Below are 15283 nucleotides of genomic sequence, written 5' to 3'. Positions count from 1 at the left end.
GGGCCGCCCAGGCGCCGCCCACCGCCCCGCCGCCCATCGCCCCCGCCCCCGCCCACCGACCCGCCCACCGACCCCGCCGAGCCAGGAGCAGCGTGCCAGCCCGTCGTCCCGTCCGTGCCGCCGTGACCGCGGCCGCCGTCGCCCTGCTGACGGTGACCGCGGCCGGCTGCGGCGACTCCGGCGGGCTGCGCGCGGCCGGGGCGACCCCGACCGCCATCAGCCCCGCGAAGCTCTGGCCCGACCTGCGGCCTGCGTCCAGCCCGGCCTGGCCCTACGACGAGGGCAGCACGGAGACCGTCAAGGGGATCACGGTTCCCGGCGACGACATCCGCCGGGTGGATCCGGTGGCCGTCATTGGGGCGGAGATCGCCTCGGACCCGGCGGACTACGGCGCCGACGGGGCGTACCACGAGACCGCGGACCGGATGAAGCAGTGCACGGCGGGCGGCGGCGGGGCGCGGTGTCCGCTGCTGAAGCCGTACTACCGGGACCTCACCGGGGACGGGCGGGACGAGCTCACGCTCGGCTTCCGGCTGTATCCGACGAACCAGACCGCGCTGCGCGTGTACACCGTCGAGAAGCACCGGCTGGTACAGGTCCTCGACGACAACGACGCGATCATCGGCGTCGAGCTGGCCGGGCGGACGGTGATCGAACGGTCCCCGGCCGGGATCAGCGGGTACGAGTACCGGACGACCTGGGCCTGGGATCCGGAGCGGAAGGCGATGGTGTTCTCCCGGGACGAGTTCCTGCGCACCGGCAAGGGACGGCACACCCGCACCCCGGTGCCGTCGGCATCGGCATCGGCATCGGCATCGGCATCGGCCCCAGCGTCGGCATCGGCATCGACTTCGGCATCGGCGGGGGCGCGATGAGGCTCCCGCACTGGGCCGGGACGCTCGCGGCGAAGTCGGCGGCGTTCATCACGGTGATGTGCTGTGCGCTGGCCGCGCTGCTCGGCGTCCTGGTGCATGTGTCGGTCACCGACCAGACCGTCGCGCAGGCCCGTGACCAGGCGCTGTCCCGGCTCGCGGAGGCGACGACCGCCTACCAGGCGGGGGACGCGCTGCCGCGGGGCGCCCATGTCGACCCGCGGGGGCTGCCGCCGCGGCTGCGGGCGCTGGCGCTGACCGGGGAGCGCGGCACGATGGTCGCCAGGGACCAGGACGACGGTCACCCCGTGATGTGGGCGGCGGGCCCGGCCGACCGCGACCGGTCGCTCGCGGTGGGTGTCGACTACTCCCAGCAGGCCGGCACCATCGCCGGCCTGGACCACTCCATCCTCTGGTCGTCGGCGCTCGCCATCGGGGCGACGCTGCTGGTCGGCTCGTTCGCGGTGACCCGGGTGACCCGGCGGCTGCACGGCACCGCCCAGGTGGCCCGGCGGATCAGCGCCGGGGACCTGGACGCCCGCGTGCACGACCCCCGTACCGAGGATCCGACCCGCCCGCAGGACGAGGTGGCCGCGGTCGCCGCCGCACTGGACGGGATGGCCGCGTCGCTGCAGAGCAAGCTGCTGAGCGAGCAGCGGTTCACGGCCGACGTGGCGCACGAGCTGCGGACGCCGCTGACGGGGCTGCACGCGGCGGCGGAACTGCTGCCTCCGGGACGGCCGACGGAACTGGTGCGGGACCGGGTGGCCGCGTTGCGCACGCTCACCGAGGACCTGCTGGAGATCTCCCGCCTCGACGCGGGCCGGGAGCGGCTGGAGACCGACGCGGAGGCGCTGGGCACGCTGGCCGAGCGGGTGGTGCGGGCATCCGGGACGGAGACCGGGGTGAAGGTCGTACGGGACGTGTGGGTGGAGACCGACCGGCGGCGGCTGGAACGGGTGCTGGGGAACCTGGTCGCCAACGCGCACCGGCACGGGCGGGGGCCCGTGGTGCTGACGGTGGAGGGCAAGGAGGTCACCGTGCGGGACCACGGGGACGGTTATCCCGAGTACCTGGTGGCACACGGCCCGCAGCGGTTCCGGACGGAGGGCGGGGCCAAGGGGCACGGGCTGGGGCTCACGATCGCGGTGGGGCAGGCGGAGGTGCTGGGGGCGCGGTTGTGTTTCGCGAACGCGATCGACGGTGGGGCGGTGGCGACGCTGACGCTCCCGTAAGGGGGTGAGCGGTGAGTTGCGCGGCTGCGGGTGCGCGGGGGTTGCTCGCGCAGTTCCCCGCGCCCCTGAAAGATCAGGGGCGCGGGGCTGTGTTCATATGCGGCTCTGCCGCGCGGGCGCGACCAGCCCCCACCGGCCCGCAGATCACTTTCGGCTCACTGCAGAAGGCGGCCCCCTCACAGCCCTCCTAGCGTGGCGGATAACCAGTTCGCACCGATCGCCCGCCGGAGGCACCATGCTCCCCCGCCGCACCCTCATAGCCGTCGCCACCGCCCTCGTCACCCTCTGCGGCGCCGCGCCCGCCCTCGCCGACGACGGCTGGGGCAGTACCGACCCGGGGACCGGCCAGTACGGCGACCCCAATGACCCCTACGGCCTCGATGACCCCGACCACCTCTACGGTGTCGGCAACACCGGCGGCACCATCGACGACTTCCTCGGCCCCGGCGGCTCCGGCGACCCCGGCGACCCCGGCCTCCCCTACGCCCCCGGTGGCAACGACCCCGCCCGCTACCGGGGCGTCGTCACCGCGCGGGACGGTGTCTGGCTGCGCGACCAGCCGGAGCGGGGCAGCCGGCGGATCCGGTTCGTCGCGAACGGCGAGGAGGTCTCCATCTACTGCCGGGCCCTCGGCGATCCCGTCGACGGCGACCGCGTCTGGTACCTGCTCACCGACGGCACCTGGGCCTGGGGCCCCGCCCGCGACATCGACACCCTCGGGCGCACGCCACGCTGGTGCTGACCCACAGGACCCGCAACTCACACTATTTGGGTAAGTTCCGGACATGACCAAGGCCGGAACCACCCTGGCGGCGACCGCGACCCCCACCTCCGCCGTACGCCTCCCCCGGCGCCGTGGCATCGAACTCGCCCTGATCGTGCTGGCCGTCCTGCTCTCCGTGTACGGCTACTGCGCGGTCGGCCTGGCAAAGACCGGCACCGTCCCGCCCGGCGCCGCCGGTTACGGCGCCGGCCTCGGGGTGCTCGCGCTCGTCGCCCACCTCGCCGTACGCCTGCGCGCCCCGTACGCCGACCCGCTGCCGCTCCCGATCGGCGTGCTGCTCAACGGACTCGGCCTGGTCCTGATCTACCGGCTGGACCTGCAGACCCCCGGCGACCGGGCGGCCCCCGCCCAACTCGTCTGGTCCACGCTGGGCGTCGGCCTCTTCATCATGGTCGTGCTGATGCTCCGCGACCACCGCGTGCTCCAGCGCTACGCGTACGTCTGCGTCGCCGCCGCACTCGTCCTGCTGCTCCTGCCGATCCTCTTCCCGGCCGTCAACGGGGCCCGGATCTGGATCCGGTTCGCCGGATTCTCCATCCAGCCCAGCGAGTTCGCGAAGGTGCTGCTCGCGGTGTTCTTCGCCGCGTACCTCGCCGCCAACCGCAACGCGCTCGCGTACGCGGGCCGCCGGCTGTGGTTCATGCAGTTCCCGACCGGCCGGGTGCTCGGCCCGATCCTCACCATCTGGCTGGTGAGCGTCGGCGTCCTGATCCTCGAACGCGACCTCGGCACCTCGCTCCTCTTCTTCGGCCTCTTCGTCGTGATGCTGTACGTCGCCACCGGGCGCACCGGCTGGATCGCCGTCGGCCTGCTGCTCGCCGTGTTCGGCGCGGTCGCCGTCGGCCGTCTGGAACCGCACGTGCACGGCCGGATCGAGGACTGGCTGCATCCGTTCGCCTCGATCGACGCGGGCCAGGGGCCGAACCAACTCGCCCAGTCCCTCTTCGCGTTCGCGGCCGGCGGAGTCCTCGGCACCGGACTGGGGCTCGGCCACTCCATCCTCATCGGCTTCGCCGCCAAGTCGGACTTCATCCTGGCCACGGCGGGCGAGGAACTCGGCCTCGCCGGGCTCTCCGCGGTCTTCCTCCTCTACGGCCTGCTCGTGGAGCGCGGCTACCGGGCCGGCCTCGCCCTGCGCGACCCCTTCGGCCGGCTCCTCGCGGTCGGGCTCGCCTCGATCGTGGCGCTCCAGGTGTTCGTGATCGCGGGCGGGGTGACCGGGCTGATCCCGCTGACCGGCATGGCGATGCCGTTCCTCGCCCAGGGCGGCTCCTCGGTCGTCACCAACTGGGCGATCGTGGCCCTGCTGATCCGGGTGAGCGACTCGGCCCGCCGCCACTACGACGGACAGGTCGCCCCATGAACACCGAGTACGGCCGCCGGCGGGCCGGCACGGCCAGGTACGTCCGGCGGGCCCGCGCCCTCTGCGCCCTGCTGCTGTTCGCGCTCCTCGTCAACGCCGCCCGCATCCAGGTCGTCCTGGCGCGGGAGTACGACGACAACCCCGCCAACCGCCGTAACTCGATCGCCCGTTACGGTCTCCCCCGCGGCGACATCCTGGTCGGCGGCGTGCCGGTCACCGGCTCCCGGGACAGCCGGGAGCAGCTGCGCTACGAACGCACCTATCCGCAGGGTCCGTTGTACGCCCCGGTCACCGGCTTCGCCTCGCAGCTGTACGGCACGACGTTCCTGGAGCACGCCGAGGACGGGGTGCTCTCCGGGACCGACCCGATGCTGGCGTCGATCCCGCTGTGGAACGACACGGGCCGGGCGGTGAACCGTGGCGGGAACGTCGTCACGACCCTGGACCGGTACGCCCAGGAGGCCGCCTACCGGGGGCTCGGCTCGCGCAAGGGCGCGGTGGCCGCGATCGAACCGGCGACCGGCCGGATCCTCGCCCTGGTCTCCACCCCGTCGTACGACCCCTCCCAACTGTCCGGCAACGGCGCGGCGGTGACCTCGGCCTGGGCGCGGCTGAACGGGGACCCGGAGAAGCCGATGCTCAACCGGGCGGTACGGCAGACGTATCCGCCGGGCTCGACCTTCAAGGTGGTGACGGCGGCCGCCGCCCTCGACGCGGGCGTGGTCAGCGACCTGGACGCGCCGACCCGCTCCCCCGACCCCTACCGGCTGCCGGGCACCACGACCCGGCTGACCAACGAGGGCGACGGCTGCGCGGACGCCTCGCTGCGGGCGGCCTTCGCGTGGTCCTGCAACACGGTCTTCGCGAAGCTGGGCGTGGACGTGGGGGCGGCGGACATGAGGGCGACGGCCGAGGCGTTCGGCTTCAACGACACCCGGCTGCGCATCCCGTTCACCGCCGCGACGAGCACCTTCGACACGAGCGTGGACAAGGCGCAGCTGGCCCTGTCGTCGATCGGGCAGTACAACACCCGGGCCACGCCGCTGCAGATGGCGATGGTCGCGGCGGCGGTGGCGGACGGGGGGCTCGCGCATCCGCCGTATCTGGTGGAGCGGACCGTGCGGCGGACCGGCGAGACGGTCGCCACCGGCGGTGCGGGGCAGGTGCGGCAGGTGATGAGTCCCGCGACGGCCGTGCGGATGAAGGAACTCATGGTCGACGTGGTCCGGGAGGGCACCGGCACCAACGCGGCGATCCGCGGCGCCACGGTCGGCGGCAAGACCGGCACGGCGCAGCACGGCCTCGGCAACTCCGGGGTGCCGTACGCCTGGTTCGTGTCCTGGGCGCAGGCGGACGGCGACCTGGAGCCGAAGGTCGCGGTGGCGGTGGTGGTCGAGGACGCGGCGGCCGACCGCGGGGACATCAGCGGCGGCGGGGACGCGGCGCCGATCGCCCGGGCGGTGATGCGGGCGGCGCTCGGCTTCTGAGCGGTCCCGTACGGTCCCGTACCGGGGTAGACGCGGAGTCGACAAGTCGCGCGCGGGGGATTGACCGGCTTGCTGACAAGCGGTCTCATAAGAGCGGACGACGACATACCCCCGGGTAACGAGGTGAGGGAGCCATGACGACCCTGACGGAAGCCGACGCGGTCGACGGACTGCGGGACGCGCTCGGCCTGCTCAAGGACCGCGAGCAGGTGGCCGAACGGCTGCTCGTCTCCTCCGCGAAGCACTCCTTCGACCCGGACAAGGAGCTGGACTGGGACGCGCCCTTCGAGGAGGGCAAGTGGTTCTGGCCGCCGGAGCTGGTGTCGCTGTACGGCACGCCGATGTGGCAGCGGATGTCCGAGGAGCAGCGGATCCTGCTCTCCCAGCACGAGGCCGCCGCGCTGGCCTCGCTGGGCATCTGGTTCGAGCTGATCCTGATGCAGCTGCTGGTCCGGCACATCTACGACAAGTCGGCGACGAGTGCGCATGTGCGCTACGCGCTGACCGAGATCGAGGACGAGTGCCGGCACTCGAAGATGTTCGCGCGGCTGATAGCGCGCGGTGACGCGCCCTGGTACCCGGTGAGCCGGGCCCACCAGAACCTGGGCCGCCTCTTCAAGACGATCTCGACCACGCCCGGGTCGTTCACGGCCACGTTGCTGGGCGAGGAGGTCCTCGACTGGATGCAGCGGCTGACCTTCCCCGACGAGCGGGTCCAGCCGCTGGTCCGCGGGGTCACCCGGATCCACGTGGTCGAGGAGGCCCGGCACGTGCGGTACGCCCGCGAGGAGCTGCGGCGGCAGATGGTGACGGCGCCCCGGTGGTCGCAGGAGTTCACCCGGGTCACCTCCGGTGAGTTCGCCCGGGTGTTCGCGGTCGCCTTCGTCAATCCGGAGGTCTACACGAACGTGGGCCTCGACCGGCGGGAGGCGGTTGCGCAGGTGCGGGCGAGCGGGCATCGGCGGGAGGTCATGCAGACGGGCGCGAAGCGGCTGACCGACTTCCTGGACGACATCGGGATTCTCCGGGGGGCGGGGCGGCGGTTGTGGAGGAGCTCGGGGCTGCTGGCTTGAGGGTCGGGTGCGGGTGGGTGGGGGCTTGTCGCGCAGTTCCCCGCGCCCCTTACGTGGGTGTCGGGACTGTCGGCCGTGAAGTTCCGAAGGCTTCGTCCGGGCCGTCCGTCGCCGCTTCCGGGAGCTTCGGGGGCGCGTAGCGGGGCAACGGCTCGGCCTTCGGGTCCGGGCGTACCGCACCCAAAATCGGGTTCGCCGCGATCGGGGAGACCTTGATCCTGGCGCCGGGGCGGGGGGCCTGGACCACCTTGCCGTCGCCCAGGTAGAGGGCTACGTGGGTGGCCTCGGGGAAGTAGACGACCAGGTCACCGGGGCGGAGGCGGTTCAGGGGGACGTGGGGCAGGTCGGCCCACTGTTCCTGGCTGGTCCTCGGGATGGATGTGCCGGCGTGGTCCCAGGCCTGCGAGGTCAGGCCCGAGCAGTCGTACGACGCCGGGCCCGCCGCGCCCCACCGGTACGGCTTGCCCAGCTGCCGCACCGCGTAGCGCACCGCACGGTCGCCCTCCGGGGAGGGGGGCGGTGTGGTGGTGCTCAGGGTGCCGGACGTGGTGAGGTTCCGCTGGGCGTTCGCCGTCTCGGTCCGCTCCAGGTCCGCCAGGGCGGTGAGCTGGTCGGGGGTGAGGGAGGCCAGCATGCGCTCCACGTCGGAGAGGCGGGCCCGTACCTCGTCACGCTGCTTCCGCTGCCCCTCGGCGAGCGCAAGCCGGGTGTCGAGTGCCCTGCGGGCCCGGCGGGTCAGGTCGGCCTGTCTGCGCTCGTCGTCGGCCAGCCGGCCCACCGTCTTCGCCCGCCGGCGTGCCAGTTCGCCGATGACATGGCCCTCGTCGAGCGCGTGCTGCGGGTCGCGGGCGAGGAGCAGGCGGAGGTACGGGGAGAGCCCGGTGGAGCTCTGGTACTGCTGCCGGGCCAGCCGGCCCGCCTCGTCCTTGCTGCTGTGCAGGGAGAGCCGGGCCTCGGTCAGCTCGCCGTTCAGCCGGTTCACCTCGGTGCGCTGCCGGTTCAGCCGCTCCTCGGCCGCGTTGTAGGTCTCGGTGGCCTGCTCGGCCTGCCGGTACGCCTGTTGAAGGTCCGTCAGCAGCTCGGCGACCGGCCGCCCCGGGTCGGGTACGGCGAGTGCGGGCAGGGGCGTGAGGACGGCCTGGGCCGCCGCCACCGCGGCCGTACAGGCCAGACGCAGAAACCTTCCTGGCACGTCATCACCTCCGATGCGGGACGGTCTCTCCGTTCCACATCGCGATGATCACGTGATTATCAGACGTGTATGCGTGGCCCGCGCGGCGAGTGCGGCGATTCGGCCCAGTCATATCACCCGACGGTGTCACCGGTCGGTGTCACTCGTGGGCGTCGTCCGGCCCGCCGGGTGGCGTCGCGTCCGGTGCGGGGGCCGGGTCCGGGTCCGGCTTCGACCACGGCCACTTCGGCCTGCCGCCGCCCGCCGCGCCGCCCCTGCCCGTCGGGGCGTACTCGTACTTCCAGCCCTGGGAGAGACCCAGGCGCTTGCTCTGTCCGCGGGACACGCGGCGGTAGACCAGGACCGTGGGCGGCCCGCCGGCCGGGTCCGGGACCGGGATGCGGTACGTCTTCGGTGGGTGGCCGGTCATGCCGAGCAGCACGGGCAGCACCCGCCCGTCCATGGGGCCGCCCTCGAAGGGGGTGTCCTGACTCTTCACGGCACCAGTTTCAGACATCCGCCGCGAGGGCGTCGACGAGGGCGGCGGTCTGCGGGTCGCGGCGCGCGGTCACGCTGAGTACGGCGACGAACTGGTCGACCAGCCAGTCCCGCAGCTCGTCGACGGGCGGCTGCTTGTCCTCGTCGAGCCAGATGAGGGAGGCCGCCTCGACGGCGGTGATCCACATCCGGACGGTCATCCGCAGCCGGGGGCCCGGGGCGGCGACGTCCAGGTGGCTGAGAATGTGCTGCGCGGCGGCCCGCCGTACGCCGTCCACGATCGCCGTCGTCCGCGAGGTCTCGACCACGCTGCCGCCCTGGAGCAGGGCGCTGAAGCCGGCGTCGTGCTGGTCGACGAAGGCGAGGTAGCGGTCGAGGGCGCGGGCGAGACGGGGCAGGAGGGGGCCCTCACGGGGCTCGTCGAAGCAGTGCTCGAGCTCCTCGGCGGCCGACCTGAGGGCGGCCTCGTAGAGCTGCTGCTTGCCGCCGGGGAAGTAGCGGTACACCAGGGGGCGGGAGACCCCGGCCGCCTCCGCCACGTCGTCGAGCGACACGTCCTCCGGCACGCGGTGCGCGAAGAGGGAGAGGGCCGCGTCGAGCAGCTGACTGCGCCGCTCCTCGACGGACAGCCTACGGTAGGCGGGGGTGGCGGCCTGCGGGCTCATGAGATCAGCGTATGCGCTCCGCTCGGGGGGCCGCGACGGTAGCCGGTCGGGTGCGGCGCCGTCGTGGCTGGTAGCGCAGTTCCCCGCGCCCCTAGAAGCAGGGGGCTGCGCAAGCGCCCCTTTAGGGGCGCGGGGAACTGCGCGAGCAACCCCCACGCACCCGCGGCCGAAAACGGATCAGGCGCCGGCGGCCACCGAGGCCAGGTACGCCTCCGTCTTCTCCGGCTCGTAGAAGAAGTTCTCGTAGTCGGAGGGGTCGTTGAAGCCGTTGGCGAAGCGGTCGGCGACCGGAGGGAGCTGGCCCGCGGCGCCGATCAGGTTGAGGATGTGCTCCGGCGGGGGTGCCAGCATGGCGTTCGTCCACTTGGTGACGTGCTGGGCCGTGTTCCAGTAGCGGTCGAACGTCTCCTGCATCCAGGTCTCGTCGAACTCCTTCTCGCCGTTCTCGAGGATCGAGGCGAGGTAGGAGGCGGCGCACTTGGCGGCGGAGTTGGAACCCTGGCCCGTGATCGGGTCGTTGGCGACGACGACGTCCGCGACGCCGAGGACCAGGCCGCCGCCGGGGAGGCGGCCGATCGGGTTGCGGACGGTGGGGGCGTAACGGCCGGCGAGGGTGCCGCCGGCGTCGGTCAGTTCGACCTTGCCGGCCCGCGCGTGCTCCCAGGGCGTGTACCGCTCCATGAGTTCCAGGGTCAGGGAGAGGTGCTCCGAGGGGTCCTTGACGCCGTTGAAGACGTCCAGCGGGCCGCCGGGTATGCCCTCCCAGAAGAGGATGTCGGCGGGGCCGGAGGTGGTGAGGGTCGGCATGACGAAGAGTTCACCCACGCCGGGGACCAGGTTGCAGCGGACCGCGTAGTAGTCCGGGTGCTCGGGGCGGGGGCCGAGGCCGTGGACGTAGGAGACGGCCAGGGCGCGCTGCGGCTCCGTGTACGGGGAGCGGGAGGCGTCACGGCCGAACATGGAGACAAGCTCGCCCTTGCCGGCCGAGACCAGCACCAGGTCGTACGTGCGGGCGAAGTAGTCCAGGTCGCCGACGGCCGCGCCGTGGATGACCAGCTGGCCGCCGCGCTGGGCGAAGGTCTCCATCCAGCCGGCCATCTTCACCCGCTGGTCGACCGACTGCGCGTACCCGTCGAGCTTGCCCACCCAGTCGATGGCACGGGCCGCGGGACCCTCGGCCCAGGAGCCGGGGGCCGCGACCGAGACGCCGAGTCCTTCGATCTTCGGGGCCTGGGACTCCCAGAAGTTCAGCTGGAGATCGCGCTCGTGCTGCAGTGCCGTGTGGAACATGCACTGCGTCGACATGACCCGCCCGGAGCGGATCTCGTCCGCGGTCCGGTTCGACATCAGGGTGACCTCGTAGCCGTGCGACAGGAGGCCGAGGGCGAGCTGGAGACCGGACTGGCCGGCCCCCACGACGAGTATCTTCCGCATGCGGTGGTGGCTCCTAAGGGTTCAGAAGATCTACCCGGGGTGCTACTCGGGGGTTTCGTCCAGCGCGTGGGCGACCAGGGACAGCAGTGTCTCGATGGCCGAGATCCGACGGCGGGCGTCCATGATCATTACAGGTATGTGCGGAGGGATCGTCAATGCCTCGCGCACGTCCTCGGGTTCGAAGCGCTCGCTGCCGTCGAAGTGGTTGACCGCGACGACGTACGGCAGCCCGCAGCTCTCGAAGTAGTCCAGCGCCGGGAAGCAGTCCTTCAGGCGCCGGGTGTCCGCGAGGACGACGGCGCCGATCGCGCCGCGCACCAGGTCGTCCCACATGAACCAGAACCGCTGCTGGCCCGGCGTGCCGAACAGGTAGAGCACCAGGTCGTCGTCGAGCGTGATGCGGCCGAAGTCCATGGCCACGGTGGTGGTCGTCTTGCCGGGCGTGGCGGTGAGGTCGTCGGTCTCCTCGCTCGCCTCGGTCATCAGCGCCTCGGTCTGCAGGGGCGTGATCTCCGAGACGGCCGTGACCAGCGTGGTCTTGCCGACGCCGAAGCCGCCGGCCACGACTATCTTCGTGGCGATCGGGGCCCGGCTGCGGTCCGTCTGCCAGGACCGCTCTTGCTCCTCCCCGTCGAGGAGCGGGTTGACGCCGGTGACGTCAGAGACGGCGTAGTCCACTCAGCACCCTTTCCAGCAGAGCGCGGTCCGGGCGGCCGGCGCCGTGCCCCGTCCCGGTGCCGTACACACGGATCTTTCCCTGGTCCGCGAGGTCACTGAGCAGGACCCGGACCACACCGAGCGGCATCTTCAGCAGCGCGGCGATCTCGGCCACCGTGCGCATACGGCGGCACAGTTCGACGATGGCCCGCATCTCCGGCATCACCCGGGTGTTGAGGGAACCATTCGTCAGTTCCTTGCGCTCCTCCGGGGCCTCAAGGGCGGCCACGAAAGTCTCGACCAGCAGGACGTGGCCGAAGCGGGTACGGCCGCCGGTGAGCGAGTAGGGGCGGACGCGGGCGGGTTTGCGGTCGCCGCCGCGTACGGGGAGGTTCTGCCTGCGGTTCTTCGGCGCGTTGCTCATCGGCCGCTCCTCGGCGCGTCGGCCTCCAGTGACTGGCGTAGCTCGGTGCGGAGTTCGGGGGTGAGGACGTGGCCGGCGCGGCCGACGAACAGTGCCATGTGATATGCCACCACGCTCATGTCGCACTCCGCGCTGCCGTGCACACCCAGCAGCGAGCCGTCGCTGATCGACATGACGAAGAGGCTGCCCTCGTCCATCGCGACCATCGTGTGCTTGACCGGACCGAACTCCATCAGCTTGGCGGTGCCGACGGTGAGGCTGCCGATGCCGGAGACGATGGTGGCGAGGTCGGCGGAGGAGCCGCGCGGGCCCTTCCGCTTCTCGTTCCTGGCCTCGCGGGCCTCCTCGTTCCGGCCGGGGTCCGAGGAGAGCAGGAGCAGCCCGTCCGAGGAGACCACGGCGACCGACTGGATACCGGGCACCTCCTCGATGAGGTTGCTCAGCAGCCAGTGCAGGTTGCGGGCCTCACTGCTCAGTCCGAAGGTACTGGGCGCGGTCAACTGCTTGCCTCCTCGACAGTGCCCCCCGTGGCTTCTTCGGATACGGCTGTTGCGGGTACGGCTGTTGCGGATACGGCTGTTGCGGTGCTCGGCACCTTGTTCTGCCCCGTCTGCTCGGCGATCTCCGCCTCCACGTCACGCCGGCCGGCGTCGGCGCCCCGGCGGAAGCCACCGAGCCTGCGGCGGAGGGCGTCCGCGTCGACGCCGGTGCTGCGCTGGCGGGGCGGTGGGGCGGGAGCGGTGATCCTGGGCGTGCGCTTGGGGAGGCCCTTGCTGGTGACCTCGTCATCATCCGCCTCGGCTTCGCCTTCGGCGGTTTCGTTCCGACCCGCACCACCCGTGCGGCTTTCGTGGTCAAGTGCCGGTGGCCCCAGTGGGGCGAGTTCGCCGCCGGCGGCTGCGGGCAGCGGTCGCGCGTGGTCCTCGACGTCGGCGGATTGCGGTCGGGTCCGCGTCTCGGCGTCGGCAGGGTGCGCCGGCTCTCCGGCCGGGCCCGCCCCCGTACCCGGCTCCGGATCCAGCGGGACCAGGAGTTCCATCGTCGTCTCGGCGAACGTCTCCGCGGGCGCCTTCGGGCGGGCCGTCGGCTCGGGGGCCGCCGGCTTCGGCGGGGCCGCCTGTTCGTGGGCGGGCTGCTCGTCCGCCTCCCGTACTGCCTTCTCCGCCAGCGTCACCAGGAGGTCGCCGGACGTGGAGCGGCCGTACAGGACGTTGGAGTTGACCTCCGCGTCCGCGCCGGGGAGGGAGAAGGCGTGGGCGCCGGCCGGGGTCGTCGTGGCCGAGGGGACCGCCGGCGGGGCCTTGGCCAGCAGCGGCTGGGGCAGGACCACGACCGCGGCCACCCCGCCCTGCTTCTGCTCGCGCAGCTGGACGCGGACACCGTGCCGGTGGGCCAGCCGGGCCACCACGTAGAGGCCGAGGCCGAGACCGTCCTCGCCCTCCTGGTCGTAGGGCGACTCGGGGTCGAACTCGGCGAGTCGGCCGTTGAGGCGGACCATGCGGTCGGCCGTCATGCCGATGCCCTCGTCCTGGACGGAGAGCATGACCTCGCCGCTCTCCAGCAGCCAGCCGGAGATCTCGACGGGGACGTCGGGCGGGGAGGACGCGGTGGCGTTCTCCATGAGCTCGGCGAGGAGGTGGGAGAGGTCGTCGGCGGCGAAGCCGGCCACGTGTGCGTGCGGGGGGAGCGACGCGATCCGGACCCGCTCGTAGCGCTCGATCTCGCTGACCGCGGCCCGGACGACGTCCACCAGCGGGATCGGGCCCGCGTGCTGCTGGACGTGTTCGGTGCCGGCGAGGACCAGGAGGTTCTCGCTGTGGCGGCGCATGACCGTGGCGAAGTGGTCGAGCTTGAAGAGGGTCGACAGGCGGTCGGGGTCCTGTTCGCGCTCCTCCAGGGTCTCGATGACCGCCAGCTGGCGTTCGACCAGGCCGAGGGTGCGCAGCGCGAGGTTGACGAAGGTGGAGCCGATGCTGGTGCGCAGCCGCTCCAGCTGGCCGGCGGCGTCGGTGACCTCGGCGCGCAGTTCCTCGCGGGCGTCGGCCATCTTCTGGCGCTGGCCGACCAGGTGCTTGCGGTCGGTCTCCAGGGTGGCGATGCGGTCGTAGAGCTCGGCGGCGTGCGCGTGCAGGGCGTTGACGGAGCGGACGACCTGGGCGAACTCGTCGTTGCGGCCGGTGAAGGCGATCGGTTCCGCGGTGCGCGGGTCCTCTGCCTCGGCGAGGCGGGCCGAGCCCCGGCGGAGCACGGAGAGCGGGCGGGTGAGGGTGCGGGCCATGGCCGTGGCGATGCCGACCGCGACCAGCATCAGGGCGCCGAGCACCGCGACCCGGATCTCCAGCGCGGTGACGTCGTCGTCGCGGAGCCCCGCGAGGTCCTTGGTGCGGCGGTCGTAGAGGGCCGACTCCACACCGCGCATCAGCTCGACCCGGGCGGTCAGCGCCGCGTCCAGCTTCTTGGTGCCGGTGCCGAGGTCGTCGTCGGAGAGGGTCGGCTGGTCGGTGAGGGCGGCCAGGTACTTGTCGGCGTCGTTGACGTCGTTGCCGGTGACCGTGGAGTCATACGAGTCGACCGCCGTCTTGGGCGCGGTGTCGCGGAAGTCGGCGAGGGCCGCGTCGGCGCGCAGCCGGGCCTGCTGGGCGGCGGCGGCGAGCGCCTCGCGCTGCTTCTTGTCGGCCTCGGAGGTGGTGGTGCTGGTGGTGGACAGACCGGTGATCGGGTCGATCGTGGTCTGGGTGGTGCTCGGGATGTTCAGGGCGGCGAGCAGCAGGCCCCGGGCCGCCGCGGACTGCTGGACGGCGGAGTCCAGTTCGGCGAGCGCGTAGGCGCCGGAGCCGGCCCTCGGGGGCATCTGCTCGGCCAGTTCCTCGGCGAGCCGGTGCAGTTCGGTGATGGTCTGCGTGTACGCCTCGTGGGTTTCGAGGGCCGTGCTCTTGCCGGTGAGCGCCGCTCGGCGGACGGCGGCGATGCCGTCGAGGTCGGTGCGCAGCCAGCCGGGGGCGTCGGTGTCCGCGCGCAGGTCCTCGACCTGGCGGTCGACGCGGGCGCTGCGGTCCTCCGAGGGCGCCTTGGACTTGGGGCGGCCCGCCGCGATGTAGGAGGTGACCTCGTCGCGCTCGTCGGCCAGCGAGTTGGCGAGGGCCAGCGCGTCCTGGGTGCGGCCGGCCAGGGTCACCAGGTCCTGGGAGTCGCTCAGCTGCCCGGAGGCGGTGAGCAGGGCGGGCGCTCCGGCCCCCGCGATCGCGGCGGCGACCACGGCCACGGCCAGGATCAGCCGGGTGCGGACGTGCTTGGGGCGGCCGGTGCCGACGGGGGCCGCGGCGCCCGTTTCGGAGGCCGTCTTCTTGCCTGCGCGCCGAGGCCGCGTCTTCTGCACCGGTGCTCGCATTCCTGAACTCGTGTACCCAAGGGGTTGGGTGGCACCCCGTCATAATCCCCGGCATTTCGGTGCCAAGTGGTGCGTGCACCCGATTCGTACGGTCCCCGACCCTCCCAGCGCCGGTGGGCGGTGGTCTCGCATCGCTCCAGCCGCCACCCGAAGGAGTGAACATCGGAGGGGAGTTGGCGGGCAAGTTCCGGCGGACCGTGCGGGGTCCTTTTCCGGCTGGCCGGTTGGACGC

Annotated in this window: 14 protein-coding genes; 6 read left to right on the top strand and 8 right to left on the bottom strand. The window is 72.5% G+C overall.

The genetic code is table 11. The features are described 5' to 3' along the window. The first annotated feature begins 92 nt into the window (after positions 1-92). From ABZ887_RS18420 to ABZ887_RS18395, 6 genes are all read left to right on the top strand, one after another. Positions 93-875, top strand: coding sequence for a hypothetical protein (locus tag ABZ887_RS18420; RefSeq protein ID WP_361290135.1), 783 nt, complete (start codon positions 93-95; stop codon positions 873-875). Next, entirely contained in the window at positions 872-2107 is a 1236-nt protein-coding gene (locus ABZ887_RS18415; protein ID WP_361290132.1) for a HAMP domain-containing sensor histidine kinase, read from the top strand. Before ABZ887_RS18420 ends, ABZ887_RS18415 begins: the two co-directional genes overlap by 4 nt. A gap of 235 nt (positions 2108-2342) precedes the next feature. Further along, positions 2343-2849, top strand: coding sequence for an SH3 domain-containing protein (locus tag ABZ887_RS18410; RefSeq protein WP_361290129.1), 507 nt, complete (start codon positions 2343-2345; stop codon positions 2847-2849). Between the two features lie 43 nt (positions 2850-2892). Then, a complete protein-coding gene (locus tag ABZ887_RS18405; protein ID WP_361290126.1) occupies positions 2893-4254 on the top strand; it encodes an FtsW/RodA/SpoVE family cell cycle protein in 1362 nt (453 codons plus the stop codon). Next, positions 4251-5741, top strand: a complete 1491-nt coding sequence (locus ABZ887_RS18400; protein ID WP_361290123.1) for a penicillin-binding transpeptidase domain-containing protein — start codon at positions 4251-4253, stop codon at positions 5739-5741. The genes ABZ887_RS18405 and ABZ887_RS18400 overlap by 4 nt, the downstream gene beginning before the upstream one ends. A gap of 134 nt (positions 5742-5875) precedes the next feature. Continuing rightward, positions 5876-6814, top strand: coding sequence for a diiron oxygenase (locus ABZ887_RS18395; RefSeq protein ID WP_361290120.1), 939 nt, complete (start codon positions 5876-5878; stop codon positions 6812-6814). Between the two features lie 49 nt (positions 6815-6863). Here ABZ887_RS18395 and ABZ887_RS18390 read toward each other — a convergent pair whose 3' ends face one another. From ABZ887_RS18390 to ABZ887_RS18355, 8 genes are all read right to left on the bottom strand, one after another. Beyond that, positions 6864-8006, bottom strand: coding sequence for an NlpC/P60 family protein (locus ABZ887_RS18390; protein ID WP_361290117.1), 1143 nt, complete (start codon positions 8004-8006; stop codon positions 6864-6866). Between the two features lie 139 nt (positions 8007-8145). Further along, the gene (locus tag ABZ887_RS18385) at positions 8146-8502 is read right to left on the bottom strand and encodes a hypothetical protein (protein WP_361290114.1); all 357 of its coding nucleotides are present in this window, start codon (positions 8500-8502) and stop codon (positions 8146-8148) included. Then, entirely contained in the window at positions 8495-9148 is a 654-nt protein-coding gene (locus tag ABZ887_RS18380) for a TetR/AcrR family transcriptional regulator (protein ID WP_361290111.1), read from the bottom strand. Before ABZ887_RS18380 ends, ABZ887_RS18385 begins: the two co-directional genes overlap by 8 nt. Before the next feature lie 177 nt (positions 9149-9325). Then, on the bottom strand, positions 9326-10582 hold the full coding sequence (locus ABZ887_RS18375; protein ID WP_361290108.1) for a styrene monooxygenase/indole monooxygenase family protein: 1257 nt from the start codon (positions 10580-10582) through the stop codon (positions 9326-9328). A 42-nt stretch (positions 10583-10624) separates the two neighbouring features. Beyond that, entirely contained in the window at positions 10625-11260 is a 636-nt protein-coding gene (locus ABZ887_RS18370; protein WP_361290105.1) for an ATP/GTP-binding protein, read from the bottom strand. Next, positions 11241-11663 (bottom strand): DUF742 domain-containing protein, encoded by a 423-nt coding sequence (locus tag ABZ887_RS18365; RefSeq protein ID WP_217561068.1) that lies wholly within the window; start codon positions 11661-11663, stop codon positions 11241-11243. The genes ABZ887_RS18370 and ABZ887_RS18365 overlap by 20 nt, the downstream gene beginning before the upstream one ends. Beyond that, positions 11660-12163, bottom strand: a complete 504-nt coding sequence (locus ABZ887_RS18360; protein ID WP_361290102.1) for a roadblock/LC7 domain-containing protein — start codon at positions 12161-12163, stop codon at positions 11660-11662. The genes ABZ887_RS18365 and ABZ887_RS18360 overlap by 4 nt, the downstream gene beginning before the upstream one ends. Then, the gene (locus tag ABZ887_RS18355) at positions 12160-15039 is read right to left on the bottom strand and encodes a nitrate- and nitrite sensing domain-containing protein (RefSeq protein WP_361290099.1); all 2880 of its coding nucleotides are present in this window, start codon (positions 15037-15039) and stop codon (positions 12160-12162) included. Before ABZ887_RS18355 ends, ABZ887_RS18360 begins: the two co-directional genes overlap by 4 nt. Between the last annotated feature and the right edge of the window lie 244 nt (positions 15040-15283).

Source organism: Streptomyces sp. NPDC047061 (genome assembly GCF_040643955.1).
In the GTDB taxonomy this organism is placed as follows: Bacteria; Actinomycetota; Actinomycetes; order Streptomycetales; family Streptomycetaceae; genus Streptomyces.
The sequence above is the reverse complement of the archived record's forward strand: the minus strand, read 5'-3'. Positions and strand labels throughout refer to the sequence as shown.